The following is a 23,978-nucleotide window of genomic DNA, read 5'->3' as shown; positions in this document are numbered from 1 at the left end:
GAGATCATGAGAGCTACTTATCGGGTGCTTGCCGGACTCGTTGCGGTCAGCGTGGTCCTGCAGGCGATGTTCATCGCGCTCGGCTGGTTCACGGCGATCAAGGACATGGACGACGGTCTGGTGATCGACAAGAACTACGACGGCAACATCGGTCACGCACTGCATGGCCAGTTCGGGACGTTGGTGATCCCGATCCTCGCGTTGCTGCTGCTGATCGTGTCGTTCTTCGCGCACGTGCCGGGCGGAATCAGGTGGGCGCTGTACGTGTTCGGCCTGGTCGTCCTACAGATCGCGCTTGCGTTCCTGTCGTTCGGTGTAACACCTGTGCTCGGGCTGCTGCACGGTCTGAACGCCTTCGTGCTCCTCGCCGTCGCGGCCATCGCCTCCCGGCGAGCCGCCGGGGCCCCGGCCGCCGCCACGGAGACCACCACCGAGGCGACCGCTTAGATGCCCTTGGCAACTGACGGACGGCGGCCGTGACGGTGCGGCTGCCGCCTCGCCGCACCCTGATCGCGATCCTCGCGACGCTCGTCGTGCTGACGCCGATCGCGTTCTTCTGGCAGCGGAGCCTGGTGCCGAACAACCTGTCACCAATGGCGATGGGGTACGCCGACTTCGGCGGTGGGCCGGCGGAGCACGTGCATCACGGAGTCGACGTCAGCACGCTCACCGGGCCGGCGAATCGAACGGCCGACGTGGTGGTGGATCTGGTGGCCCGCAAGGAGAAGTTCGACATCCCCGGCCGCGGGTCGATGGACGGCTACACGTTGAACCACAAGTCACCGGGTCCGCAGATCGTCGCAAAACAAGGCGATCTCATCCAGGTCACCTTGCACAACGAGTCCGTCCCCGAAGGGATCACACTGCACTGGCACGGCGTCGACGTACCGGCTGCTGAGGACGGGGTCGCCGGAGTCACCCAGGACGCGGTCGGAGTCGGGCAGTCGTTCGTCTACCGCTTCGTCGCGAAGGACGCCGGCACGTACTGGTACCACTCCCACCAGGTCTCGCACGAACTGGTGAAGAAGGGCCTGTACGGCGTACTGATCGTCAAGCCCACACCCAGCGACGTGATCGCCGCGGTCCACACCTACGACAAGGTGCGAACTGTCAACGGCGAGTACGGCGAACGCCGGGTGGCGGCACCTGGTCCGACGGTCCGGGTGCGACTGATCAACACGGACAACGGACCGATGGCGACCTGGGTCGACGGAGCGCCGTACAGGGTCGTCGCGGTGGACGGGAACGAGGTGAACGCGCCGCCGGAGGTGAGTGGCAAGACGGTGCTCGTCACCGCGGGCGGCCGGATCGACCTGCAGGTGACGATCCCGCAGGGATCGGCGGTGCGGATCGGTCTGGGCGGGGGGCCGACCGCTCTGGTGATCGGCGACGGCAATGCGCCGACCGGTACGCAACCGCGGGATCAGGTCGACCTGTTGACCTATGGCTCGCCGAAGGCACTCGGGTTCGATCCGGCGAAGGCGACGCGGGTGTTCCAGTACAACATCGGGCGGCGGATCGGGTTCTTCGACGGCAAGCCCGGCCTGTGGTGGACGATCAACGGGCATCAGTACCCGGACGTGCCGATGTTCGTGGTGACCGACGGCGACATCGTCCGGATGACCATCAAGAACACCTCCGGGCAGGTCCATCCGATGCACCTGCACGGGCACCATGTCGTCGTACTGAGCCGCAACGGTGTGGCCGCGACCGGCAGCCCGTGGTGGACCGATTCGCTCAATGTCGAGGACAAGGAGACCTACGAGGTCGCCTTCGTCGCGAACAACCCGGGCATCTGGATGGACCACTGCCACAACCTGCCGCACGCGGCGCAGGGCCTGGTCACGCACCTGATGTACACCGGGGTCACCACGAAGTTCCACCTGGGCGGCGGGCCGGACAATCAGCCCGAGTGAATCGGCCGCCCGACCGTGAGCGCCGTCCGGAGCGTCTCCGGCAGACCGTTGAAGGCCGCGTCGGGGGGAGTGCCGGTCGCGTCGAGGGTCTTGGAGAAGAAGGATCGCGCGGCCGCGGCCAGGACCACGTCGAGGACGTCGGTGTCGGTCAGGCCGAGGGCCTTCAGTGCGTCCACGTCATCCTGCGTGACGGCGTCGGCGGATAGCGCCACCTTGCGGGCGAACGCCATCACCGCCCGGTCGACCGGGTCGTTCGCCGGCTCACTGACGAGGGCCGCCACCTCTTCGGACGTGTAGAACTTGTCGGCCAGGACCTGGCCGTGGGCGAGGCAGCAGTAACTGGACTTCAGTGCGGACGCCGCAGCCAGCGTGGCGAGCTCGTAGCGGCGCAGGTCCATCGATTCCTTGATCGCGCCGTTGAGTTGCTTCCACGCGTCGTACACGGCCGGACGGGCCGCGAACGTGGTGACGAAGTTGGGCACGTGGCCGGCCGGCGCCCGGTTCTGCTCGAAGAACTCCGGGTCCTTCGGTGTGTCGATGAATGCCATCCTGGTCCCCCTTGTGGCTCTTCTCACGGTAGCTCAGCTCGCCGGAGAAGGGCCTGCGTTGCCGCGGTGAGGGGTGCGAAACCGAGCCGCTGGTGTGTCTCGAGGGCGATCCGCAGCTGGTGGCTCGCGGCGGTGCGGTCACCGCCGGCGAGCGCGAGGTGGCCGACGGTATGGCTGACACTGCCCAGGAAGAACGCGCCCATGCCGCCGACCGCGAGGCGGTCGGCGAAGGGCATCAGTTGCTCGCGGAGCTCGGCGATGGCCCGCGGGTCGGCAAGCTCGAGCCACACCCGGGCGCGGAGGACCGTGAGTCCGATCCAGGCGAAATCCCAGTTCAGTGGGCGTTGCTCCGCCCAGTCGCCGAGCACCAGCCGGGCCTCGTCGGTCCGTGAGCCTGCGATCAACGCCAGCGCGTGGAAGTCACGGAAGACCGGATGGTGCTGTGCCATGGCTCGCAGCGCGGGCTCCAGCTCCGCCAGCCGTCCCTCCATCATGCGCAGGGCGGCGAGTTGGGAGGGGACCAGAGCCTCCGGGGCCATCGAGGTCGTCGACTGCAGTGTCTGGAGTCGCTCGATCGCTGTCTGCGCGCCCGCGAAGTCTCCGACGGCCTGCCGTTCCAGCGCGAGTCCCGCACTCGCGATCACCAGGACCGGGACGAGTTTGTGCTGCTCCGCGATCCGGTACGCGCGGTGCAGATCAGCGACCGCTTGCTCCCAGGAACCGGACTCGCCGCGGTCGGCGGCCCGTTTGCACAGCGCGGCCGCGAGTTCCGCGCGGTCGTCGAGCCGGCTGGCCAGCGTCACGAGTTCGTCGGCGATCGCGATCCTGCGGTTGAGCAGATCGGGACGCTGCTGAGCCAGGTGTGCCAGTTGGAGGATGCACAGCAACTGTGCCGGCGAACCGGCGCGCCTGGTCACCTGCACGGCCTCGGTCACCAGTGCTGTCGCGCGATTCGCGGACCCCGGTTGGTACAGCAGCTCGACGGCGAGAGCGGCCTGGACCTGTGCCCGCAGCAGAATCTCGGCGTCCGGGAGCTGGGCCAGCACCTGCTCCCACAGCTCGATCGCCGCCGGGTCGTGGACGGGGTACTCACGCCACGTCCAGATGGCGCGCTCGCCGATCACCAGCAGCGCCTGGGCGGCCGCGACCGCGTCGCCGCGGACGAGCGCCGAACGCGCCGCGTCGGCGAGCGAAGCCCAGGCCTCGAGCGGACGCGCCAACCAGTGCAGGGCCTGGCCCAGCCCGGCCTGCACCGCCGCTCGCTCCGCCGCGGTGGCCAGCGGGTCCTGATCCTGCAGTTCGGCGGCCATCCGGAACAGGCGCACTGCCTCGTCATGGGCGGAACTCCCGGCGGCCCGGAGCGCGGCCCGGTTCGCGAACGTCCAGGCCGACCGGGCGTGGACCGGCCCGGCGAGCCGGTAGTGCTCGGCGAGTTGAGCGGTGTGCGGCTCGAGCCTACCGATGCGTCGCCGTTCCAGCGCCTGGGCGGCGCGCGCGTGCGCCCGCGAGCGTGCGGGGGCGGGCAGGCCGCGGTAGATCGCGTCCCGGACGAGTGCGTGGGTGAACCGATACCGGCTGGGTGTCTCCTCTTCCAGCAACCCCGACCGCAAGGCCGCCTCGACGGCTTCGTCGACGGTCGCGGCAGCCGCATCGACGGCAGCATCGACCACATCGAGGTCGAACGACCGACCTAGGACCGCCCCGGCCGCCAGGATCTCGCCGGCCTGATCCGGAAGCTGCGCCAAGCGCTGCCGGACCACGTCGCGAACCCCGCCGGGCACCTCTCGCCAGGACGGCGCGGCCGGATCGGACAGGTCACCCGCACTGATCAGCAGGCGGACGAATTCGTTGATGTAAAAGGGGTTCCCGTCGGTGCGGACCCGGATCGCCGCAGCGACCTCGTGATCGACCTCGACTCCGGTCTGCCGGCGTACCTGGACCGTGACCGCAGCCTCGTCCAGGCCTGCGAGGCGGATGCGCAACGGGTCGAGCCGAGCCAGCGCGGCGAGCACCTCGGCGACCGGGGAACTGATGTCGGCTTCCGCCTCCCGGCAGGTCACCAGCAACACTGCCGGTACGTCGGCCAGCGTGGCGGCGACCCGTCGCAACAGGCGCAGGCTGTCCGCATCGGCCCAGTGCACGTCGTCGAGGACAAGCAGCGATGCGGCATCGGCCCGCAGGGACTCCACCAGGGCGCCGGCCAGCCGGAAGGTCGACGACGCAGTGTCGACAGGTCCCGGTCCGGCCTGCCGGAGGATGGCGGTCTCGCCGAACAGTTGATGCACGGACTGCTGCCATCCCCACAGGGGCGCACTCGCGTCGGGTTCCCATCCACCCCATCCGCACCGGAATCCGGCTGCCCTGGCCTGCTCTGCCACCGCTTGCGCGAGACAGGTCTTCCCGATGCCCGGCTCCCCGCTGACGAGTACGACGCGGCCCCGTCCGGCGGCAGCCTCGTCCATCGCCCGCCGTACCTCGAGCAGTGGCGCGTCCCGCCCAGCCAGTGCAGCGCGCCGCCGGGCCTTCGGCACGTCCAGGTCAGGGTCTTGCCTCAGGACCGCGTCCTCGAGCCGGCGCAACTCGGCGCCCGGGTCAAGTCCGGCCTCGTCGACCAGTCGTCGGCGAGCCCGGCGCAACGCCTCGAGAGCGTCCGCCTGCCGAGCCGACCGGTACAGCGCCAGCGCCAGGAGCGCCCACAACCGCTCTCGGAGCGGATGCGCCTCGACGAGACGCTCGAGTTCCGGCCCGGCCTGCCCGTGCCGGCCGAGTGCGAGACGGGCGGTCCACAGGTCCTCCACGGCCGACAGGCGCAGTTCTGCGAGCCGAGTCGCCTCCGCATGGACGATCGGCGTCGTACTGGCCACGCCGGCGAACGCTTCTCCGTGCCAGAGGTCGAGTGCGGTCTGCAGCAGACTCTCGGCTCGGTCCGGATCCGAGGTGAGCACGGGCGATGCCTGTGCCAGCAGGGAGGTGAACCGGCGCGCGTCGACGTCGATGCTGTCGAGCATCAGGGCGTAACCCGGTGCGCGGGACACCAGCACCGTGGCCGGCGCCCGCGGCTCGCGTACTGGTTCGAGCAGGCGCCGGAGTCTGGCGACGTACGCATGCAGCGAGACCAGTGCCTTGGCCGGTGGGTCCTCGCCCCAGAGCAGGTCGACCAGTCGGTCCACCGAGACGGCGTGGCCGTCGGCGACGACGAGGATCGCGAGGAGCGCGCGCGACTTGAGGCCGCCGAGGTCGACGGCCGATCCGTCGACGACAAGCTCCATGCCACCCAGCACGCGGACCTGCATGAGCGCAGAATAGGTCGCCCTGCGGTGCAAGCCGCGGGCAATTCGATGGCAAGGAGCAGCGGACAGAGTGGGGTTCGACGGCATCCAACTCATGTGAGGAGCACAGCCGTGACTGCTGGCGGCCTACCGACAGAGACGATCGACACCCGGGACATGAACTGCGTACACACGTTCCTGCGGCGTGAGTTCCGGCTGGCGCCCGGCGTGGTCCGTGCGGTCGACGAGGGCGATACCGGCCGGGCCCGGATCATCTGTGACCATCTGGAGTTCCTGACGACTTTCCTTCACCACCATCACACCGGCGAGGACCGGCTGCTCTGGCCGAAGCTGCTCGCCCGGGTGCCGGACGAGCTGGCGCCGATCGTGCACCTGATGGAGGCGCAGCACGAGCGTGTCGACGAGTTGCTGCGGGAGATCCAGCGGGTGCGCGAGCAGTGGCGATCGTCTGCCGGGCAGGCCGACCGGGACGCGCTTGCGCAGTTGCTGGACGAGCTCAACGTCAGCTTGGTCGAGCACCTCGAAGCAGAGGAGGAGCGTCTGCTCCCGATCGCGGCGCGCACCGTGACCGAGGCGGAGTGGCACGAGCTCGGCGAAGCAGGTGTCAAGGCGCTCCGGAAGCCGGACCTCCCACTGGTTCTCGGGATGATCCAATACGAGGGCGACCCGGAGGTCGTGGCCGACATTGTCGGCGGGACGCCGCCGCTGATCCGATGGATCGTCCCGGCCCTGTCACGTCGCGCCTTCCGCCGGCACGCACTCGCCGTCCACGGCACCGTCACGCCCTGAGCACCCGGCGCCAGCGCCGCATACCGATCCGGCAACGGTCGTGCCGAGTCGGCGCCTGGTTCTGGGTATGGTTCACCCGGTCGGTTGTGAGGCAGCTGAGACGAGGTGGTCCGAGTGCGGCGTACCCTCGCCGTTGCGCTGGCAGCGCTGGTCGGTGCGACCGCGCTCACCGCCTGCGCCTCGGACCCGATGCCCACGAATGTCGCGGTCGCGTGGGCGCCGCAGGGCCGGGCCGCCGTCCTGGTCACCTGGAAGGACGCCAACGCGCCGAACCGCGTCACGATCGAGGGTGTGCTCAGCGAGAGTCCGTCGTACGTGAAGTACGTCGCGGCCGGCGAGCCGAACAGCTGGGAGATCCCGACGTCGGCGTTCCCACCGGACGGCAACTACAAGGTGGCGGTCGCCACCGGGACGTCGCAGGGTGGCGTGACCAGCAAGCTCGCCCGCTCGGTCGTGTTCGACACCGACGGCCCGGTCCAGCCGAGCGCCGCCGGTGCAACCCCGCTTGGCCGGGGCGTGCTGATCAAGTGGTCGGTGCCGGTGGCGCCGCAGGACTTCACCCCGAACGATCCGCTCGATGTGAAGGGCAAGCACACCCAGAAGTACGTGCCGATGATCGGTCGGCCCGGGCAGTTGTTGCGGGATATCGGTCCGGGTACGACGTCGACGCGGCAGGTGATCAAGAGCATCAAGCCGCCGTACCTGTTCCAGCTCCGGACCCAGAACGAGTGGAGCACCCGGATGGGCGGGCAGGTGCTCGGCCTGACCAGCTCGATCAACGCGGCCGTGCCGGCTCTGGCCCAGTTCAGCGTGCCGATCGTGGTCCGCGGGCGAGTCGTCCTGCAGCAGGTCGGCTGCGAGGCGGAGACGCCCTGCGTACAGCAGCGGGCGACGCCGGCCGGCGTGCCGGTGGTAGTGCTGACCCAGGTCACCCCGGGCTCGCACTGGACCCCGGCGGCCCTCGGTAAGACCACCGCCGGTGGGCATTACGACATCGCCGTACCGACAGGTGGAAGCCGGCCGTACAAGATCACCGTGCCGGCGTACAGCAAGGCCGGCATCATCACCGGGCCGTCGACCAGCAAGCCGGCGTACACCCGCACTGTGGTCCGGATCGCGTCGGCCGGGTTCATCGGCGGGGAGACGGCCAAGAAGCGCGGCAGCAGCGTCACCGTTTTCGCGACGGTCAAGCCGGCGATGAACTCGACCGCGATGCTGCAGTCCTGGAACCGGCAGACCCGCAAGTGGGTCAACGTCAAGGCGACGGCGATGCGCCGGGGGCAGACCGCGCTGGCCTTCACCGCCGGGCAGGCGGGTGACTTCGCCTACCGGTTCGTGATCCCTGGCGCGATGATGTTCGGCCGGTCGATGAGCGGGACGATCACGCCGCAGCTGGCGCTACACATCCGCTGACTGGCGCTCCGGCACGGTCGGCGCGGCGTGCCGCCGCTTGCGGATCCTGTGGACGACGTACGCCGCGACCACGGCTACCCCGATCACGACCAGGGCCCACACCGACACCCGGCCGAAGATCTTGTCGGCGTTGTCGCCGACCTTGTACGCGACGATGCCGATCGTGGCCGCCCAAGCGATGCCGCCGGCCGCGTTCGCGGCCAGGAACCGCGGGTACGGCATCCGCAGCATGCCCGCCATCGGGCCGGCGAAGATCCGCAGCAGGGCCACGAAGCGCCCGAAGAACACCGTCCAGACGCCGTACTTGTGGAAGTACTTCTCGGCGCGGACGATCCGGTCCTCGGAGAAATGGTGGGACCGGCGGCCGAGCCGCTCGAACAGACCGCGGCCGGCCTTGCGGCCGATGAAGTAGCCGATCGAGTCGCCGACGATCGCTCCGATCACGGCCGCGCCGATCACGTACTGGATGTGCAGGTGCCCCTGGGAAGCGAGCAGCGCCGCCGCGACCAGCGTGGTCTCACCCGGCAGCGGCACCCCCATGCTCTCGACGCCGATGACGAGTCCGACCACCAGATACGCCAGGATCGCCATCCCACCGGTCGGGATCGCGATCACCAGCGCAAGCCAAGGTTCCCCCATGAACCCATAGTGACATTCGGCAACAACCGATTAGGTGACAGGGCACCTACTTCGGGGGGATCTCAGGGACGTGGCCGTTCGGAACCTCGGGGACGTCCCCGTTGGGCACCTCGGGGACCTGGCCGAGTGGGAGGTCGGGGATGTGGCCGTTGAAGGCCTTGGTGACGCTCTGCAACGCGGCGGTGACCTCGGACGGGATCACCCAGAAGGTGTTGCCGGGGCCCTTGGCGAGCTCGGGCAGCATCTGCAGGTACTGGTACGCGAGCAGCTTCGGGTCCGGGTCGTTGCGGTGGATCGCCTCGAACACCGTGTCGATCGCCTTCGCCTGGCCCTCGGCCCGCAGGATCGCCGCCTGCCGCTCGCCCTCGGCGGTCAGGATCCGGGACTGCCGCACGCCCTCGGCGGTGAGGATCGCGGCCCGCTTCTCCCGGTCCGCCCGCATCTGCTTCTCCATCGACTCCTTGATCGACGGCGGCGGGTCGATCGCCTTCAGCTCGACCCGGTTCACCCGGATGCCCCATTTGCCCGACGCCTCGTCCAGTACGCCGCGGAGCTGGGAATTGATGTGCTCGCGGGACGTCAGCACCTTCTCCAGGTCCAGGCTGCCGATCACGTTGCGCAGTGTGGTGACGGTGAGCTGCTCGATCGCCTGCTCGAAGTTGGCGATCTCGTACGCCGCCGCGCGGGGATCGGTGACCTGGACATAGAGCACCGTGTCGATGTCGACGACCAGGTTGTCCTCGGTGATCACCGAGCGCGGCTCGAACGAGATCACCTGCTCGCGCAGGTCGATCAGTTGCCGGGGCCGGTCGACGAACGGGATGAGGATGTTCAGCCCGGGTTCGAGGGTGCGCAGGTACCGGCCCAGACGTTCGACGTTGCTGGCCCGCGCCTGCGGCACGATCCGGACCGTCCGGATCACCAGCACGATGGCGAGCAGGGCGACGACCAGTCCGATGATCAGTTCGGCCATGGATCCTCCTGAGGATGCACGAGGGCGGTAGCCCCCTCGATGGCGAAGACGTCGACCCTGGTGCCCGCGGGAATGAGCAGGTCCGGGTCGTACGAACGGGCGCTCCACTCCTCGCCGCCGATCTTGACCCGGCCGGGTTCGCGGCCGCACGGGGTCAGCACGACGGCCTCGCGTCCGATCAGCGCGGCCACGCCGGTGCGCAGCTGGGGGTGTCCCATCAGATGCCGGCGGGCGACCGGGCGGACCAGTGTGATCATCGCGGCGGCCGTGACGGCGAACGCGAGCAGCTGCAGCCCGATCCCGAGGCCCAGCCCGGCGATCGCGGCCGCGGCCAGCGCGGCGATCGCGAGCAGGAGCAGATCGAACGTCGCGGTCATCAACTCGGCCGTGCCGAGGATGCCGGCGATGATCAACCACAGAACCCAGGACTGCATAACGGACCACCTAGCGGCGGAAAGTACCTCTCTTTCGAAGGTACTCCGGGATACGCGGATCCGTAGCTAACGGTTCAGCTATCTTGCGGCGGCTTGCCGGTCGGTACGACGGCCAGCAGCGTGCTGATCGACCGCGTGCCGGCCGGATGCGACGTCGCCGTCCGGCCCTTGCGGAACGCATCGATCACGTCGTTCAGTTCCTTCACGAACTGCTCGGCCTCCTCGCGGGACAGCCACAGCCTGCTCCGGCTGAGTGTGCTGAGCCCCTCCCAGGGGTCGTCCGCCGGCAACTCCTCGAACTGCTCCAGCACCCGGTCGACGTTGCTGCGCATCATCGCGTGCGTGGCCGCCCGGCCGGCCTCGGCCGATTGGGACGCGACCTGCAGCCCGGCGCCGAGCGCGCGCCACGGCCGCTCGCGGCCGTCCGCCGAGGCCTCGGCCCGTTCGATGATGCCCCAGCGCTCCAGCGCGCGGAGGTGGTAGCTGGTCGCGGAGGGAGTCAGGCCGGCCAGTTCGGCGCATTCCGTCGCGGTCAGCACCCGGCCGCTGTAGAGCTCGTCGATGATCCGCTGCCGGGCCGGATGGGCCAGGGCGCGGATCGCTCGCGGGTCGGTGATCACCAAGCGCTTGTTCCGGGTCTTCTTCGCGGCCACGAGGTCAGCGTAGCGAAGCCCTTGACGCCGGTAAATATGAAGCATTAACTTCATAGTTGTGAAGCAAACACTTCAGACTTCGATTTGGTCCTACCGCGACATCCGCCTGGTGCTGCCGGCCCGGGCGCTGTCCTACGCGGGCGATTCGGTCGCCCTCATCGCGCTGATGCTGCGGGTCTCGGCCGACGGTGGACCCGGTGCGATCACGGCGCTCTTGCTGGCGTTCGCCGTACCGACCGTGGCGATGATCCCGTTCGCCGGCCGGATCGTGGACGGCCACGACTCCCGCAGGGTCCTGGTCTGGTCGGGTTTGCTGCAGGCGGCCGCCGGGATCGGGCTGGCCTTCTCCCACGGACTGATCGAAACCCTGGCCCTGGTCTGCGTCCTCCAGTTGGGCCAGGCCGTCGCCGGACCCGCGTGGAGCGCGCTCATCCCGCGCATCGTCGGCGAGGACCTCGTCGGCCGGGCCACCGGCACCAGCCAGGCCCTCGTCGGAGTGGCCACCCTGGCCGGCTCCGCGGTCGGCGGCCTCCTGGTCGGGTGGTCCGGTGACCGCGGAGCCCTGCTGGTCGACGCCGGCACCTTCGTGGTTCTGGCTGCGGTGGCACGGCTGGTGGTGACCCGGCGGTGCCCCGCGCCTGGCGCCGTACGGGAGAAGGGCGCGATGTCGGCCGGCCTGCGCAGCCTCTTCGGCGACCCGCTGCTCCGGGTCCTGGTGCCGTGCCTGTGGGTGCTGGTGCTCGTCGGCGAGGCGATGAACATCGTCGAGGTGTTCCTGATCACCGACGACATCGGGCTCGACGCGGCCGGGTACGGGTGGGTGCTGGCCGCCCAGGGAGGCGGCGCGATCGTGGGTGCGTGGATCACCGGACGGCTGGTCACCGGGATGTCCCGGTCCCGGGCCGTACTGGGTGGGATGGCCGCGATCGGCGCCTCCGCTGTCCTGATGGGGCTCGCCGGCAATGTGGTCACGGTCGTCGCCGGCGCCATCGTGTGCGGATTCGGCAGCGGGATGCTCAATGCCGGCACCAGCACGCTGGTCGTCACCCGCTCCGCGGAGGCCGTCCGCGGCCGGGTGAACGCGGCGCTGATGGGCACGGTCCGGGGCTGCAGCCTGGTGGCGCTCCTGCTGGGCGGTTTCCTCGGCGCTGTGCTCGGGGCCCGGTCGACTTTCGTGGCCTGCGGCGTCGCCTGCGCGGTGGCTGCCGTCGCGGCATCCTTCCTGGTGGTCCGAACAAAGGATTCGGCTGTGGAGGTGCTCAGTCACTAGCCTTTAGGCATGACTGACGCACACGTTGACCCGGTGAACCCCGACAGCGGGCAGGACGACCTGCCCGAGCAGATGCGGGTTCGCCGGGAGAAGCGTGACCGCCTACTGGCGGAGGGAGTGCAGCCCTACCCGATCTCGGTACCGCGGACGCACCTGCTGAAGGACCTGCGGGCCAAGTACGACGGCCAGGAGCTGGAGCCCGACACCAAGACCGGCGAGCAGGTCTCGGTGACCGGCCGGGTGATCTTCCTGCGCAACACCGGCAAGCTGTGCTTCGTCCGGCTCCGGGAAGGAGACGGGACCGAGCTGCAGGTGATGCTGTCGCTGGCCGACCTCGGTGAGGAGGAGCTGGCCCGGTTCAAGCAGCTCGTCGACATCGGTGACCTGCTGTCCGTCCAGGGCGAGGTAGTGACGAGTCGCCGCGGTGAGCTGTCTGTGCAGGCGACCGGCTGGCAGATGGCCGCCAAGACGCTCCGCCCGCTCCCGAACGAGCACAGACCGCTGAACGAGGAGGCCCGGGTCCGGCTCCGGTACGTCGACCTGATCGTCCGCCCCGAGGCGCGCGAGATGGTCCGGACGAAGGCCGCCGTACTCAAGTCACTGCGTGCTACCTACGACGAGCGCGGCTTCATCGAGGTCGAGACACCGGTGCTGCAGCTCACCAACGGTGGTGCGGCGGCCCGGCCGTTCAGCACCCACCTGAACGCGTTCGACCAGGAGATGAAGCTGCGGATCGCGCTCGAGCTCGATCTCAAGCGGGCGATGATCGGCGGCGTCGACCGGGTCTACGAGATCGGCCGGACGTTCCGCAACGAGGGACTCGACTCCACCCATGCCGCGGAATTCTCGATGATCGAGGCCTATCAGGCGTACGGCGATTACGACACGATGGCCGAACTCATCGAGGACCTGATCCGGAACGCGGCCCGGGCGGTCGGCCACACCGTGATCACCGCGCGCGACGGTTCGAGCATCGATCTGGAGCAGCCGTTCCGGCACGCGACCCTTTTCGAACTGGTCTCCGAGGCGGTCGGCGAGACCGTCGACATCGGCACCGACACGACCCGGCTGACCAAGCTGGCCGAGCAGCACGACGTCGAGCTGCAGCCGGGCTGGAATGCCGGCGAGATCGCGCTGGAGTTGTACGAGAAGCTGGTCGAGCACACCCTCATCCAGCCCACCTATGTCCGCGACTATCCCGAGTCGGTGCGGCCGCTGGCGAAGCCGCACCGCGAAATTCCGGGCCTGGTCGAGGCCTGGGACATCATCGTCAACGGGGTCGAGCTCGGCACTGCCTACTCGGAGCTGAACGACCCGGTGATCCAGCGTGAACGCCTGGTGGCGCAGTCGTTGCTGGCCGCGGCCGGCGACCCGGAGGCGATGGACCTGGACGAGGACTTCCTCCGGGCGATGGAGTTCGGGATGCCGCCGGCCGGTGGTATGGGGATGGGCCTGGACCGGCTGATCATGCTGTTCACCGGGACCGGTATCCGGGAGACGATTCTGTTCCCGTTGCTCCGGCCGGAGTGATTCCTGCAAACCCGGGCCCCGGGGTTGCCGCGATCGTTGCATAGCACAACGGACGGTCACGGCAATTCCCGGGGTCCTTTTCATTCTGGTCTGGCCGGATTCACCCCGGCCGGGCCGGTGTGAATACTCAAGGTGACCTCGGGTGCACAGCGTCGATCGCGACCACCTGATCCGCCGGATTTGGTCACATCTTTCCGGCTCATTCCGGGAGGTGAATGACACGAAGGCGGTTTGTGCGGTACAAATCAGGTGCAAACAATTCGGCAGAGGGATTGTGCCCGATGGCGGGCGCGGAAAGGTTGTCATCGATGGCGCAAAGGGTGCAGGTGGTTCTCGAGGACGATCTCGACGGCGGTAAGGCCGACGAGACCGTGACCTTCGGGCTGGACGGCACGACGTACGAGATCGACCTGTCCAAGAAGAATGCCGCCAAACTGCGCGACGCCCTGGCCGGGTACGTCGGTTCGGGACGCCGGGTGTCCGGTCGCCGCGGCGCAGCGGCCCGGTCACGGGGACGGGGCCGGGCGGCTTCGGACTCGGCCGACATCCGGGCCTGGGCCAAGGACAACGGCTACGACGTGAGCGAGCGGGGCCGGATCTCCGCCGAGGTGCGGGCGGCGTACAACGAAGCCAAGTAATTCCGCAGGACTGCCGGTCCCGGCCCCGTGAGGGTGCCGGGACCGTCCGCATTCCGGTTGTTTCACAGTGTGGACAGCCCGATCCGGGGCGGATGACTGACCGGGCAAGTAGTTCGGTGAAATTCGCTGGTGGCGAACACGCTGTCCGAAGGTGCGCACGCGGGAACACCCTGGAGATCCGCGGGGTTGTTCCCTTGTGATGCCTCCCGGCCGGTCGGCGATCTACTGATGTTGTGTTCGCCCAGAGCGAGCCTGTCGGCACCGGGGACTAGCATGCATGTACGGGGGTCGGCCCACACGGTACGTCCGACTCCTCTGAGGCAAGGAGCGCTTTGGCGATGTTTGAACGATTTACGGACCGCGCCCGTCGGGTAGTCGTCCTGGCTCAGGAAGAGGCCAGGATGCTCAGCCACAACTACATCGGGACCGAGCACATCCTGCTCGGCCTGATCCACGAGGGTGAAGGGGTCGCCGCCAAGGCTCTCGAGAGCCTGGGTATCTCGCTCGAGGCCGTCCGCTCCCAGGTCGAGGAGATCATCGGCCAGGGGCAGCAGGCACCGAGCGGGCACATCCCGTTCACCCCCCGCGCCAAGAAGGTGCTGGAGCTCTCCCTGCGCGAGGCCCTGCAACTGGGCCACAACTACATCGGCACCGAGCACATCCTGCTCGGCCTCATCCGCGAGGGTGAGGGTGTCGCAGCGCAGGTCCTGGTCAAGCTCGGCGCGGACCTGAACAAGGTCCGCCAGCAGGTCATCCAGCTGCTGAGCGGGTACCAGGGCAAGGAGCCGTCGAGTGCCGGTGCGCCCACCGAGGGTGCGCCCAGCAGCTCTCTGGTGCTGGACCAGTTCGGCCGGAACTACACGCAGTCCGCTCGTGAGGCGAAGCTCGACCCGGTGATCGGGCGCGAGACCGAGATCGAGCGGGTCATGCAGGTGCTGTCCCGGCGGACCAAGAACAACCCTGTCCTGATCGGTGAGCCGGGTGTCGGGAAGACCGCGATCGTGGAGGGTCTGGCCCAGCAGATCGTCCGCGGTGACGTCCCGGAGACCCTGAAGGACAAGCAGATCTACTCCCTCGACCTGGGTGCCCTGGTGGCCGGTTCGCGCTACCGCGGTGACTTCGAGGAACGCCTGAAGAAGGTGCTCAAGGAGATCCGTACCCGCGGCGACATCGTGCTGTTCATCGACGAGATCCACACCCTCGTCGGGGCCGGCGCCGCCGAGGGCGCGATCGACGCGGCGAGCATCCTGAAGCCGATGCTGGCCCGTGGTGAGCTGCAGACCATCGGCGCCACCACCCTCGACGAGTACCGCAAGTACGTCGAGAAGGACGCCGCGCTGGAGCGCCGGTTCCAGCCGATCCAGGTGGCCGAGCCCTCGATCGCGCACACGATCGAGATCCTCAAGGGCCTCCGGGACCGGTACGAGGCGCACCACCGGGTGACCATCACCGACGCCGCGCTGGTGAACGCCGCGCAGATGGCCGACCGGTACATCTCGGACCGGTTCCTGCCGGACAAGGCGATCGACCTGATCGACGAGGCCGGGGCCCGGCTGCGGATCCGCCGGATGACGGCTCCGCCGGACCTGCGCGAGTTCGACGAGAAGATCGCGACCGTGCGCCGGGAGAAGGAGTCGGCCATCGACGCGCAGGACTTCGAGCGCGCCGCCGGTCTCCGCGACGACGAGAAGAAGCTGATCAACGCCAAGTCGGAGCGGGAGAAGCAGTGGAAGGCCGGCGACATGGACGTCGTCGCCGAGGTGGACGAGGAGCTGATCGCCGAGGTGCTGAGCACCGCGACCGGCATCCCCGTCTTCAAGCTGACCGAGGAGGAGTCCTCCCGGCTGCTCGACATGGAGAAGGAACTGGCCAAGCGCTACATCGGCCAGGAGGACGCGGTCAAGGCGCTGTCCCGCTCGATCCGGCGTACTCGCGCCGGCCTGAAGGACCCGCGTCGCCCGAGCGGCTCGTTCATCTTCGCCGGCCCGTCCGGTGTCGGTAAGACCGAGCTGTCCAAGGCGCTGACCGAGTTCCTGTTCGGCGACGAGAATGCGCTGATCAGCCTCGACATGTCGGAGTACTCCGAGAAGCACACCGCCTCCCGGCTCTTCGGCTCGCCGCCCGGTTACGTCGGCTACGAAGAGGGTGGCCAGCTGACCGAGAAGGTCCGCCGCAAGCCGTTCAGCGTGGTGCTGTTCGACGAGGTGGAGAAGGCCCACCCGGACATCTTCAACTCGCTGCTGCAGATCCTGGACGAGGGTCGCCTGACCGACGCCCAGGGCCGCGTGGTCGACTTCAAGAACACCGTGATCATCATGACCACGAACCTGGGCACCAAGGACATCGCCAAGGCGGTCTCCCTGGGCTTCTCGCAGGCCAGCGACGTCGGCGGCACGTACGAGAAGATGAAGGCGAAGGTGACGGAGGAGCTCAAGCAGCACTTCCGCCCGGAGTTCCTGAACCGCGTCGACGAGATCGTGGTCTTCCACCAGCACGACATGGCGGCGATCGTGAAGATCGTCGACCTGATGGTCGCGCAGGTGGAGGAGCGGCTGAAGGACAAGGACATGGGGATCGAGCTCACGGCGGCGGCGAAGGAACTGGTCGCCAAGCGGGGCTTCGACCCGGTCCTGGGCGCCCGCCCGCTACGCCGCGCGCTGCAGCGCGACGTGGAGGACATCCTGGCCGAGAAGATCCTGTTCGGGGAACTGCGCCCCGGCCAGATCGTGGTGGTCGACGTCGCCCCCGAAGGCACGGTCGACGCGGACGGCGTGACCGAGTACTTCACCTTCACCGGCAACCCGAAGTCGTCGACTCCGGACCTGGAGCTGACCGACCTCGCCGCCGGCGGTGGCTCGGGCCTGCAGGACTCGTAGTCGACAGCAACAAAACAGCAGGCCTCGCGCGGTCGCGCGAGGCCTGCTGTTTTTCGTAGGCTTCAGGCAGTCGGGGGGACGACTACTGGTCCAGGCCACTGGCGCGAGTACTGCGCCAGTAGCGTGCGTACAGGGAGACACGCTTGAGTTGCACGGTGCAACCCGGATGGCCGTATCGTCCTGTTACTTCCCGCCCATGTACCGCGTTGTAACGCTGTGACCACGCTGTTGGGACCCGGACTGTCGGAAAGGGGGCCGGGGATGGAATCATCTCGTCGCATGGACGCTCCGCGTCTGCCGTTGACCCAGGAACCGGTCGCCGACACCGGTTCCTTTGGCGTGCGGCAAGCGGGCGGCGTGCTCGAGCGGGCCCAGCGGATCGCCGACACCCTGCGGGAGCAGGCGGAGCACGAGAACGACCTCGCCCGTGAGGACGCCGACCGGATCCGGTCCGAGACCGAGCACCTGAAGGCCGAGGTCGAGGCCGCCGCGCAGAAGCTACGGGCCGACGCGATGTCCGCCGCCCAGCGACTGCTGAACGACGCGGAGCGGGCCGCTGAGCAGCTCCGGACCGAGGCCGAGACCGAGACCGAGCGGGTCCGCTCCGAGGCCGAGGAGGCCGCCGAGCGGCTCCGCGCCGAGTCCACCGCCGAAGCCGACCGGGTACGGCGCGATGCCGCCAACGCGGCGCACCAGCTGCGGACGGAGTCGACCGCAGAGGCAGAGCGGGTCCGGGCCGAGGCCACGATGATCGCCGATCGGCTGCAGGCCGACTCCGAGGCCGCGGCCGAGCAGCTCCGGGTCGCGGTCGCCGACGAGGTGGCCAGGCGCCGGGCGGACTCCGAGGCCGCGGCCGAGAAGCTGCGGACCGAGAGCCAGGCGGCCGCCGATCGGCTGCGGGCCGAGTCGCAGGCCGCCGCGGACCGCCGGATCGCCGCGGCCGAGGCCGAGGCGGCCCAGCTGAAGGAAGCGGCCGACGAGCTGCTCGAAGACGCCCAGCTGGCCCGCGAGTCGGCGCAGGCGATGGTCGACCGCGCCGGCCGCGAGGCGCAGCAGCTGGTCGCGGACGCCGGTGAGCAGGCCAGGCTGGTCTCCCAGGCCGCGGTGCGCAACGAGGCCGACCTGATCGCCCGCGCCGAGACCGAGGCGAGCGATCTGCGCGCGGCGGTCGAGCGCGAGGTCGAGGCCGCGCGGGAGAAGTCCCGGATCCAGATCGCCGAGGCACACGCCGAGATCGAGCGGCTCCGCGGCGAGAACCGGTCCGAGCTGGAGCGCCGGACCGCCGAGCTGGAGGAGACCGAGCGGGCCAAGCTCGCCGCGATCTCGCTCGAGATCGACAAGCTCCGGGCCGAGGCCGTGGCCGAGATCGCCGAGCGCAAGGCCGAGACCGAGGCCGGCAACGAGCGGCTGATGGCCGACGCGCGGGCCCAGGCCAAGCTGGTGGTCGATTCCATCGAGGCGGATCGCCGGACGGCGACGGGCGAGGCGCAGCGGATCGTCGAGGACGCCAACCGGGCCGCCGAGGCGGCGCTGGCCGAGGCCGAGAAGCAGACACTGTGGAGCAAGAAGACGGTCGACGACCTGATCGGCGCGGCCGAGTCCGAGGCGCAGTCGATCCGCGACCAGGCCGCTGCCGACGCCGCCGAGCTGCTCCGGCAGAAGCGGGCCCACCTGCGCCGCGTGGTCGGCCGTTCGACCAGCCGGCTGAAGCAGACCCAGGACGCGATCGCCAGGGAGAACGCGGAGCTGACCGCGCTGGCCGAGACGACGTTGACCTCGGCAACCGAACAGGCTGAGGCGACGCTCGCGGCGGTCCAGCGCGACGCCGACAAGGTCACCGCCCAGGCGCAGGCCAGGGCGGACCGGCTGAAGGGTTCGGCCGCGTCCGACGCCCAGGAGATCATCGAGCGGGCGAACCGGCGCGAGGCCGAGGCCGAGGCCAGCACCCGGGTCCTGCGCGAGCGTGCGGCCAACGATCTGGCCGACGCGCAGCGCCAGTCGCACGACCTGATCCGTAGATCCCGCGCCGAGGCCCAGCAGATCGAGGCGCAGGCCCGCGAGCACGCCGACGACCTGCGTGCCCAGGCCCGAAAACTTCTCGCCGACGCCGAGGCGAGGGTCGCGGCATTGAACCAGCGCCGTGATGAGATCACCAAGGAGCTCACCCAGCTTTCGGGTGTGATCGAGGCACTCGCTGTACCCGGCTTCCGCTCAGGTGGTGGAATGTCTTCCAGCGAGGGTTCCACGGGGGAATCAGGATGAGGACGTGACAGTCAGATCCTTGTCAGTGACAATGTGTGATCCACCCACCCACCGAAGTGAGCATCAGAAGACATGAGCAGTGAAAGCCCAACCCCGTTCCGCACCGTTCTGCGTGGCTACGAGCCTGCCCAGGTGGACCAGCACATCCGTGAGCTGACCACCTCGCTGACCGCGCTGCAGCAGCAGTCCGAGCAGTTGCAGCGGCACGTTCAGGAGCTGCAGACCCGCACGGACGCCGCGGAGTCGGCCGTCATCTCCGCCCAGGAGGAGAACAAGGACCGCACCCCGACCTTCACCGAGTTCGGTGAGCGGGTGGCGAAGATTCTGTCGCTGGCCGACGACGAGGCCCGTGACCTGGTCACCCGTGCCCGCACCGACGCCGAAGCGATCGTCGCCGACGCCGAGGCGCACGCGAAGAAGGTCCGCAAGGAGGCCGAGCAGTACTCCCTGGACTGGAAGAGCGAGGTCGACGCGGAGGCGGCTCGCATCCTCGAGGAGGCCCGCACCCAGGCCGACGACATGCGTGACGAGGCCGAGCGCGACGCCACCGCGCGGCGCAGCGAGGCCCAGGCGCTGTACGAGCAGGAGCGGGCCAAGTCCGCCCAGGCCGCGGCCGCCTTCGAGACCACCCTGGCCGAGCGCCGGGGCAAGGTCGAGCAGGAGTTCGCCGCCCGGACCGCACTGGCCGAGCAGCAGCTGGCCGCCGTCACCGACCGCGCCGCGCAGGTGCAGCGCGAGGCCGACCGGGCTCGTTCCGAGGCCGAGCGCCTGGCCCAGCAGCAGCTGGCCGACGCGAACCGTCAGGCGCAGGAGATCGTCGCCGCCGCGAAGGACAAGTCGGAGCGGATCCGGGCCGAGTCCGAGCGCGAGCTCGCCGCCGCGACCCAGCGTCGCGACAGCATCAACGCGCAGCTGACCAACGTCCGCCAGATGCTGGCGACGCTGTCCGGCAGCCCGGCGATGCCGCTCGACCTGCTGGCCGACGACGACCAGCAAGCCGCCACCGGCAGCAAGAAGAACTGAAGTACCTGAGGCCGGCCCGGATCCCGGGCCGGCCCTCAAGTCGGTAGCCGATAGTGGCCGTGGGCAAGCGGCTCCACCAGACCGTCGGTCACCAGGCCGTCCAGCGCGCGCTCCCGCTGAGCCTCGTCGTGCCAGCAGGCATCCAGCGCCGTCTTGGGTACGGCGCCCTCCGCGGACCGCAGCACGGCCAGCAGCCGGCCACGAGCCTGCCGATCGGTGCCCTCGTACGTCTGCCCCTTCCGAGGCGGCCCGTCGTACTGCGGACTCCCGGCCAGCACCCATGCACACCGGCCACGGATCGGGCACTCGCCGCACTTCGGCGTACGCGCGGTGCAGACCAGTGCACCCAGCTCCATCGAGGCAACCGCCCAACGGGCGGCTGTCGGCTCGTCAGCGGGCAGTGCGGTCACCGCGAGCCGCTGGTCGGCCGCAGTGGGGGAGATGCTCGGCTGTGCGACTCCAGTGAGTGCTCGCGCGAGCACTCGACGCACGTTGGTGTCCACGACCGCATGCCGCTGGCCGAACGCGAAAGACGCGATCGCAGCGGCCGTGTACGTGCCAACGCCGGGCAGTGCGAGCAGTGCGGCGTGATCGTCCGGCACCTCACCACCATGGCGCTCCACAATCGCCTGAGCCGCCGCGTGCAGCCGTAGGGCGCGCCCGTGGGTACCCAAGCCGGTCCCAGGCCCGCACAGCCTCACCTGGCGCCTCTACAGCCAGGTCCACCGGCTTCGGCCACCGCTGCAGCCACGCCTGGTACGCCGGCAGCACCCGATTGACCGGTGTCTGCTGCAGCATGAACTCGCTTACCATCACTGCCCACGGGCCGGCGTCCGGCTCCCGCCAGGGCAGTACTCGCGCGTTGGCGTCGTACCACTCCAGCACCGGCTCGTGCAAGGTGCTAGGTGTGGTGGTGAGCGGCGAGCCTGACTGGTCGAGCACAGCCCCGATATTAGGGTGCGAACATGAGCAGCCTGCTCCGTCCGGTCGGGCATCTGCCCGCCAGCGTGTACTGGTTCCGCCGGGGACTGGTGCTCGCCGTACTGGCGCTGCTGTTCCTTCTCATCGTCCGATTGTTCGGTGGCGGCGGTGACAGCCCGCAGAACACGGCCGCCTCGGACCCGAGCAGTAGCGCCCCACCTGCCGCGCCGACGACCACTCCGACGGTTACGGCGACGCCTACCAGAACCACCACGTCGCCAACTCCACGGGACACGAAGTGTTCCGGGTCCGATGTGCGCGTCGAGGTGCTGCCGGCCAACCGGAAGATCGCGTCCGGGTCCGCGCTGAACTTCGTGATCCGGCTCGACGCGGTGTCGGACGGCTGTAAGGCGACGATCGATCCCAGCGCGCTGACCGTGACGGTGATGTCCGGCACGGACCTGATCTGGACGACAACCCATTGTGGGCAGGCGATTCCGCGCGCCACGTTAGTTGTTGCTAAAGGCAAGCAGGCGATGAGTACGGTGCCCTGGAATGGGCACCGGTCCGGCCCCGGCTGCCTTCCCGGGCAGCCGGTGGCCAAACCTGGCACCTATGTGGTGAAGGCCGACTTCGACGACCGCTCGTCAGCCGTGCAGGCTTTCCAGGTCGTCTGACGGCTTGCCCTGCGTGCGCACCGGCTTGGCGAACAGCAGCGCGGCGACCAGACCGATCAGCAGCACCGAGGCCGGCAGGATCAGCGCCTGCGCCATCGAGTCACTGAAGCCCTGGCGCAGTGGCGCCGGCAACCTCCCGCTGAAGGCGCCTTCACCCGCCGCTGCACCATTCGATGCCACCGGCAGGTTGCGCGCCAGCAGCGACTCCATCAGTACGGCGATGCCGGCGCTGCCGAGCACCGCGCCGATCTGCCGCGTCGTGTTGTAGACGCCCGCCCCGGCGCCCGCCTGACTCAGCGGCAGGTTGCGGGTCGCCGTACTGCCGATCGGAGCCCACATGAAGCCGTTCGCCACGCCCAGCAACGCGATCGGCAGCAGCAGCTCCCAGATCGGTACGTCGGGCTCGATCACCTGGCTGAGCCAGAACAGGGCGATCGAGCAGCACGCGAGTCCGAAGCCGGCCAGGTAGCGCGGATGCGCCCGGTCGGTGAGCCGGCCGACGAACGGCGACAGCAGGCCGGTGATGACGGCCATCGGGACCAGCAGCAACGCCGACTTGGTCGGGCTCAGTCCGCGCACGGCCTGCGCGTACAGAAACAGTGGGAACGTCATCGCGGTGATCGCGAAGCCGACCGTGGTGATCGCGATGTTGGCCAGCGAGAAGTTGCGATCCTTGAACAGGCCCAACGGCAGCAGCGGTTCGCCGCGGTTGCGGGACTGCCAGACCACGAAGGTCGCCAGCACGACCAGACCGGTGATGATCAGCGACCAGACCGAGATCGGTCCCTTGATCGTGCCCCAGTCGTACTTCTGTCCTTCCTGGATGCCGAACACCAGGCAGAACAAGCCGATCGAGCTCAGCACCACCCCCGGGATGTCGAACTTGTGCTCGTTCGTCGGCAGGTCGGGCACCAGCCGCATCGCCAGGACGAATCCGACCACGCCGATCGGCACGTTGATGAAGAAGATCCACTGCCAGCCCAGGCCGTCCACCAGCACGCCGCCGAGGATCGGGCCGACCAGCGTCGCCACGCCGGCGGTCGCGCCCCACAGGCTCATCGCCCGGCCGCGCTGGTCCGGCGGGAAGATCCGGGTGATCACGGCCATCGTCTGCGGTGTCATCATCGCGGCGCCGAGACCCTGGAAGACCCGGGCCAGGATCAGCATGCCGATCGAGGTGGTGAACCCGCACCAGAGCGATGCCAGGGTGAACAGGGCCAGACCGGCCAGGTAGACCTTCTTCGGGCCGATCCGGTCACCCAGCCGTCCGGTCACCAGCAGGGGTACGGCGTACGCGAGCAGATAGGCACTGGTCACCCAGATGACGCTGCCGACATCGGTGTGCAGGTCCTCCAGGATCGCGGGGGTCGCGACCGAGACGATGGTCGAGTCGACCAGGATCATGAAGAAGCCGATGACGAGTGCCCACAGCGCGGGCCACGGCCGCACCTCCGGAGGCCTCACGTGTTCTTGCGGGGTTGCCATGGCAAGTCCTTGCTCTCGATGCGTTCGATGGTGGTGGCGAGCCAGTCACGTTCGGCGGCGATCTGGTGGCGGATGTACGCGCCGCCGATCCAATAGGGCTCGTGCACGCCGTTCTCGCGGGCCAGGCCGAGCGACTGGTCCAGATCGGCCAGCCACTTGTCCAGGTCCTCGACCCGGCGGCGGAACCGCAGCAGCGCATCCTCGGCCTCGAGGTTGTGCGCCTCACTGAGGACCACCGGGAACAGCGGATATTCGTAGACGAACTTCTCGATCCCACTCTCCACCCGGCGCCGCAGCGCTTCGGCACCGGCCGGGGTGATCTCGTACGTCGTGCGTTCGGGGCGATTGCCGGCCCGTTCGGTGCCGGTCGCGCGGACGTGCTTGTGTCCGGCCAGTCGCTCGACGGTGTGGTAGAGCGAGCCGGGCCGGACCTTGACGATCCGGTCGTTCTGCCGGCTGACGAGCAGTTGGTACATCTCGTAGGCGTGCATCGGCCGCTCGTTCAGCAACGCCAGCACCGAGATCGCCAGCGGGGTCAGGTCGGTCACGATCTTCCACCCGGATTGTTCCGCACGAAATGTTCCACGTGGAGTATTACTCGCCAGAGCCTGAACGCGCAAGACCCCCGGTGAGTACACCGG

19 protein-coding genes and 1 pseudogene are annotated in these 23,978 nt (G+C 69.0%); 11 read left to right on the top strand and 9 right to left on the bottom strand.

What is annotated here, in order from left to right:
- Positions 1–6 precede the first annotated feature (6 nt).
- Complete coding sequence (locus tag ACXC9Q_RS09640; protein ID WP_457056138.1) at positions 7–447, top strand: hypothetical protein; 441 nt, start codon at positions 7–9, stop codon at positions 445–447.
- A 29-nt stretch (positions 448–476) separates the two neighbouring features.
- Positions 477–1,916 (top strand): multicopper oxidase family protein, encoded by a 1,440-nt coding sequence (locus tag ACXC9Q_RS09635; RefSeq protein WP_457056137.1) that lies wholly within the window; start codon positions 477–479, stop codon positions 1,914–1,916.
- On the opposite strand, the gene ACXC9Q_RS09630 is transcribed toward ACXC9Q_RS09635, so the two are convergent.
- The gene (locus ACXC9Q_RS09630) at positions 1,904–2,464 is read right to left on the bottom strand and encodes a carboxymuconolactone decarboxylase family protein (RefSeq protein ID WP_457056136.1); all 561 of its coding nucleotides are present in this window, start codon (positions 2,462–2,464) and stop codon (positions 1,904–1,906) included. The genes ACXC9Q_RS09635 and ACXC9Q_RS09630 overlap by 13 nt on opposite strands.
- A gap of 23 nt (positions 2,465–2,487) precedes the next feature.
- The gene (locus ACXC9Q_RS09625; protein WP_457056135.1) at positions 2,488–5,757 is read right to left on the bottom strand and encodes a BTAD domain-containing putative transcriptional regulator; all 3,270 of its coding nucleotides are present in this window, start codon (positions 5,755–5,757) and stop codon (positions 2,488–2,490) included.
- 108 nt (positions 5,758–5,865) lie between these two features.
- Here ACXC9Q_RS09625 and ACXC9Q_RS09620 point away from each other — a divergent pair, with 108 nt between their 5' ends.
- Positions 5,866–6,543, top strand: coding sequence for a hemerythrin domain-containing protein (locus tag ACXC9Q_RS09620; RefSeq protein ID WP_457056134.1), 678 nt, complete (start codon positions 5,866–5,868; stop codon positions 6,541–6,543).
- 114 nt (positions 6,544–6,657) lie between these two features.
- Complete coding sequence (locus ACXC9Q_RS09615; protein ID WP_457056133.1) at positions 6,658–7,956, top strand: hypothetical protein; 1,299 nt, start codon at positions 6,658–6,660, stop codon at positions 7,954–7,956.
- Here the strand turns inward: ACXC9Q_RS09615 and ACXC9Q_RS09610 are convergent.
- The 4 genes from ACXC9Q_RS09610 to ACXC9Q_RS09595 form a co-directional block, all read right to left on the bottom strand.
- A complete protein-coding gene (locus tag ACXC9Q_RS09610) occupies positions 7,942–8,595 on the bottom strand; it encodes a DedA family protein (RefSeq protein ID WP_457056132.1) in 654 nt (217 codons plus the stop codon). The genes ACXC9Q_RS09615 and ACXC9Q_RS09610 overlap by 15 nt on opposite strands.
- Before the next feature lie 46 nt (positions 8,596–8,641).
- Entirely contained in the window at positions 8,642–9,568 is a 927-nt protein-coding gene (locus ACXC9Q_RS09605) for an SPFH domain-containing protein (protein ID WP_457056131.1), read from the bottom strand.
- On the bottom strand, positions 9,556–10,002 hold the full coding sequence (locus ACXC9Q_RS09600) for an NfeD family protein (protein WP_457056130.1): 447 nt from the start codon (positions 10,000–10,002) through the stop codon (positions 9,556–9,558). Before ACXC9Q_RS09600 ends, ACXC9Q_RS09605 begins: the two co-directional genes overlap by 13 nt.
- A 74-nt stretch (positions 10,003–10,076) precedes the next feature.
- Positions 10,077–10,655 carry an ArsR/SmtB family transcription factor gene (locus tag ACXC9Q_RS09595; RefSeq protein WP_457056129.1) on the bottom strand — a complete coding sequence of 193 codons (579 nt, stop codon included), beginning with the start codon at positions 10,653–10,655 and terminating at the stop codon, positions 10,077–10,079.
- Between the two features lie 58 nt (positions 10,656–10,713).
- On the opposite strand from ACXC9Q_RS09595, the gene ACXC9Q_RS09590 reads away from it, so the two are divergent.
- From ACXC9Q_RS09590 to ACXC9Q_RS09565, 6 genes are all read left to right on the top strand, one after another.
- A complete protein-coding gene (locus tag ACXC9Q_RS09590) occupies positions 10,714–11,925 on the top strand; it encodes an MFS transporter (protein WP_457056128.1) in 1,212 nt (403 codons plus the stop codon).
- A 9-nt stretch (positions 11,926–11,934) separates the two neighbouring features.
- Positions 11,935–13,455, top strand: coding sequence for a lysine--tRNA ligase (lysS, locus tag ACXC9Q_RS09585; RefSeq protein WP_457056127.1), 1,521 nt, complete (start codon positions 11,935–11,937; stop codon positions 13,453–13,455).
- A gap of 308 nt (positions 13,456–13,763) precedes the next feature.
- Positions 13,764–14,093 carry a histone-like nucleoid-structuring protein Lsr2 gene (locus ACXC9Q_RS09580; protein WP_328525827.1) on the top strand — a complete coding sequence of 110 codons (330 nt, stop codon included), beginning with the start codon at positions 13,764–13,766 and terminating at the stop codon, positions 14,091–14,093.
- A gap of 338 nt (positions 14,094–14,431) precedes the next feature.
- Positions 14,432–16,969 carry an ATP-dependent Clp protease ATP-binding subunit gene (locus tag ACXC9Q_RS09575; RefSeq protein ID WP_457056126.1) on the top strand — a complete coding sequence of 846 codons (2,538 nt, stop codon included), beginning with the start codon at positions 14,432–14,434 and terminating at the stop codon, positions 16,967–16,969.
- Positions 16,970–17,248: 279 nt separating this feature from the next.
- A complete protein-coding gene (locus ACXC9Q_RS09570; RefSeq protein ID WP_457056125.1) occupies positions 17,249–19,231 on the top strand; it encodes a kinetoplast-associated-like protein in 1,983 nt (660 codons plus the stop codon).
- Between the two features lie 72 nt (positions 19,232–19,303).
- Positions 19,304–20,254: a DivIVA domain-containing protein gene (locus ACXC9Q_RS09565; protein ID WP_457056124.1), complete on the top strand. Its 951-nt coding sequence runs from the start codon at positions 19,304–19,306 to the stop codon at positions 20,252–20,254.
- A 35-nt stretch (positions 20,255–20,289) separates the two neighbouring features.
- Here the strand turns inward: ACXC9Q_RS09565 and ACXC9Q_RS09560 are convergent.
- Positions 20,290–21,196 (bottom strand): annotated as a pseudogene (locus ACXC9Q_RS09560) (A/G-specific adenine glycosylase).
- Between the two features lie 23 nt (positions 21,197–21,219).
- Between ACXC9Q_RS09560 and ACXC9Q_RS09555 the strand changes: the two are divergent.
- A complete protein-coding gene (locus ACXC9Q_RS09555; RefSeq protein WP_457056123.1) occupies positions 21,220–21,852 on the top strand; it encodes a hypothetical protein in 633 nt (210 codons plus the stop codon).
- On the opposite strand, the gene ACXC9Q_RS09550 is transcribed toward ACXC9Q_RS09555, so the two are convergent.
- Together ACXC9Q_RS09550 and ACXC9Q_RS09545 are read right to left on the bottom strand one after the other, a co-directional pair.
- Positions 21,823–23,337 carry a DHA2 family efflux MFS transporter permease subunit gene (locus ACXC9Q_RS09550; protein ID WP_457056122.1) on the bottom strand — a complete coding sequence of 505 codons (1,515 nt, stop codon included), beginning with the start codon at positions 23,335–23,337 and terminating at the stop codon, positions 21,823–21,825. The two genes, ACXC9Q_RS09555 and ACXC9Q_RS09550, sit on opposite strands and share 30 nt — an antisense overlap.
- The gene (locus ACXC9Q_RS09545) at positions 23,313–23,885 is read right to left on the bottom strand and encodes a PadR family transcriptional regulator (protein WP_457056121.1); all 573 of its coding nucleotides are present in this window, start codon (positions 23,883–23,885) and stop codon (positions 23,313–23,315) included. The genes ACXC9Q_RS09550 and ACXC9Q_RS09545 overlap by 25 nt, the downstream gene beginning before the upstream one ends.
- Positions 23,886–23,978: the final 93 nt, after the last annotated feature.

It is taken from the genome of Kribbella sp. CWNU-51 (assembly GCF_054073265.1).
Note: the sequence above shows the minus strand (reverse complement) of the source record. Positions and strands in the feature narration are given on the sequence as shown.

What these genes read in the sequence shown, in the direction of transcription:
- lysS (WP_457056127.1), top strand. Translation starts at nt 11,935, where the DNA reads ATGACTGACGCACACGTTGACCCGGTGAACCCCGACAGCGGGCAGGAC.
- ACXC9Q_RS09610 (WP_457056132.1), bottom strand. Translation starts at nt 8,595, where the DNA reads ATGGGGGAACCTTGGCTTGCGCTGGTGATCGCGATCCCGACCGGTGGG.
- ACXC9Q_RS09630 (WP_457056136.1), bottom strand. Translation starts at nt 2,464, where the DNA reads ATGGCATTCATCGACACACCGAAGGACCCGGAGTTCTTCGAGCAGAAC.
- ACXC9Q_RS09605 (WP_457056131.1), bottom strand. Translation starts at nt 9,568, where the DNA reads ATGGCCGAACTGATCATCGGACTGGTCGTCGCCCTGCTCGCCATCGTG.
- ACXC9Q_RS09565 (WP_457056124.1), top strand. Translation starts at nt 19,304, where the DNA reads ATGAGCAGTGAAAGCCCAACCCCGTTCCGCACCGTTCTGCGTGGCTAC.
- ACXC9Q_RS09570 (WP_457056125.1), top strand. Translation starts at nt 17,249, where the DNA reads ATGGACGCTCCGCGTCTGCCGTTGACCCAGGAACCGGTCGCCGACACC.
- ACXC9Q_RS09625 (WP_457056135.1), bottom strand. Translation starts at nt 5,757, where the DNA reads ATGCAGGTCCGCGTGCTGGGTGGCATGGAGCTTGTCGTCGACGGATCG.
- ACXC9Q_RS09600 (WP_457056130.1), bottom strand. Translation starts at nt 10,002, where the DNA reads ATGCAGTCCTGGGTTCTGTGGTTGATCATCGCCGGCATCCTCGGCACG.
- ACXC9Q_RS09555 (WP_457056123.1), top strand. Translation starts at nt 21,220, where the DNA reads ATGAGCAGCCTGCTCCGTCCGGTCGGGCATCTGCCCGCCAGCGTGTAC.
- ACXC9Q_RS09575 (WP_457056126.1), top strand. Translation starts at nt 14,432, where the DNA reads ATGTTTGAACGATTTACGGACCGCGCCCGTCGGGTAGTCGTCCTGGCT.
- ACXC9Q_RS09580 (WP_328525827.1), top strand. Translation starts at nt 13,764, where the DNA reads ATGGCGCAAAGGGTGCAGGTGGTTCTCGAGGACGATCTCGACGGCGGT.
- ACXC9Q_RS09640 (WP_457056138.1), top strand. Translation starts at nt 7, where the DNA reads ATGAGAGCTACTTATCGGGTGCTTGCCGGACTCGTTGCGGTCAGCGTG.
- ACXC9Q_RS09550 (WP_457056122.1), bottom strand. Translation starts at nt 23,337, where the DNA reads ATGGCAACCCCGCAAGAACACGTGAGGCCTCCGGAGGTGCGGCCGTGG.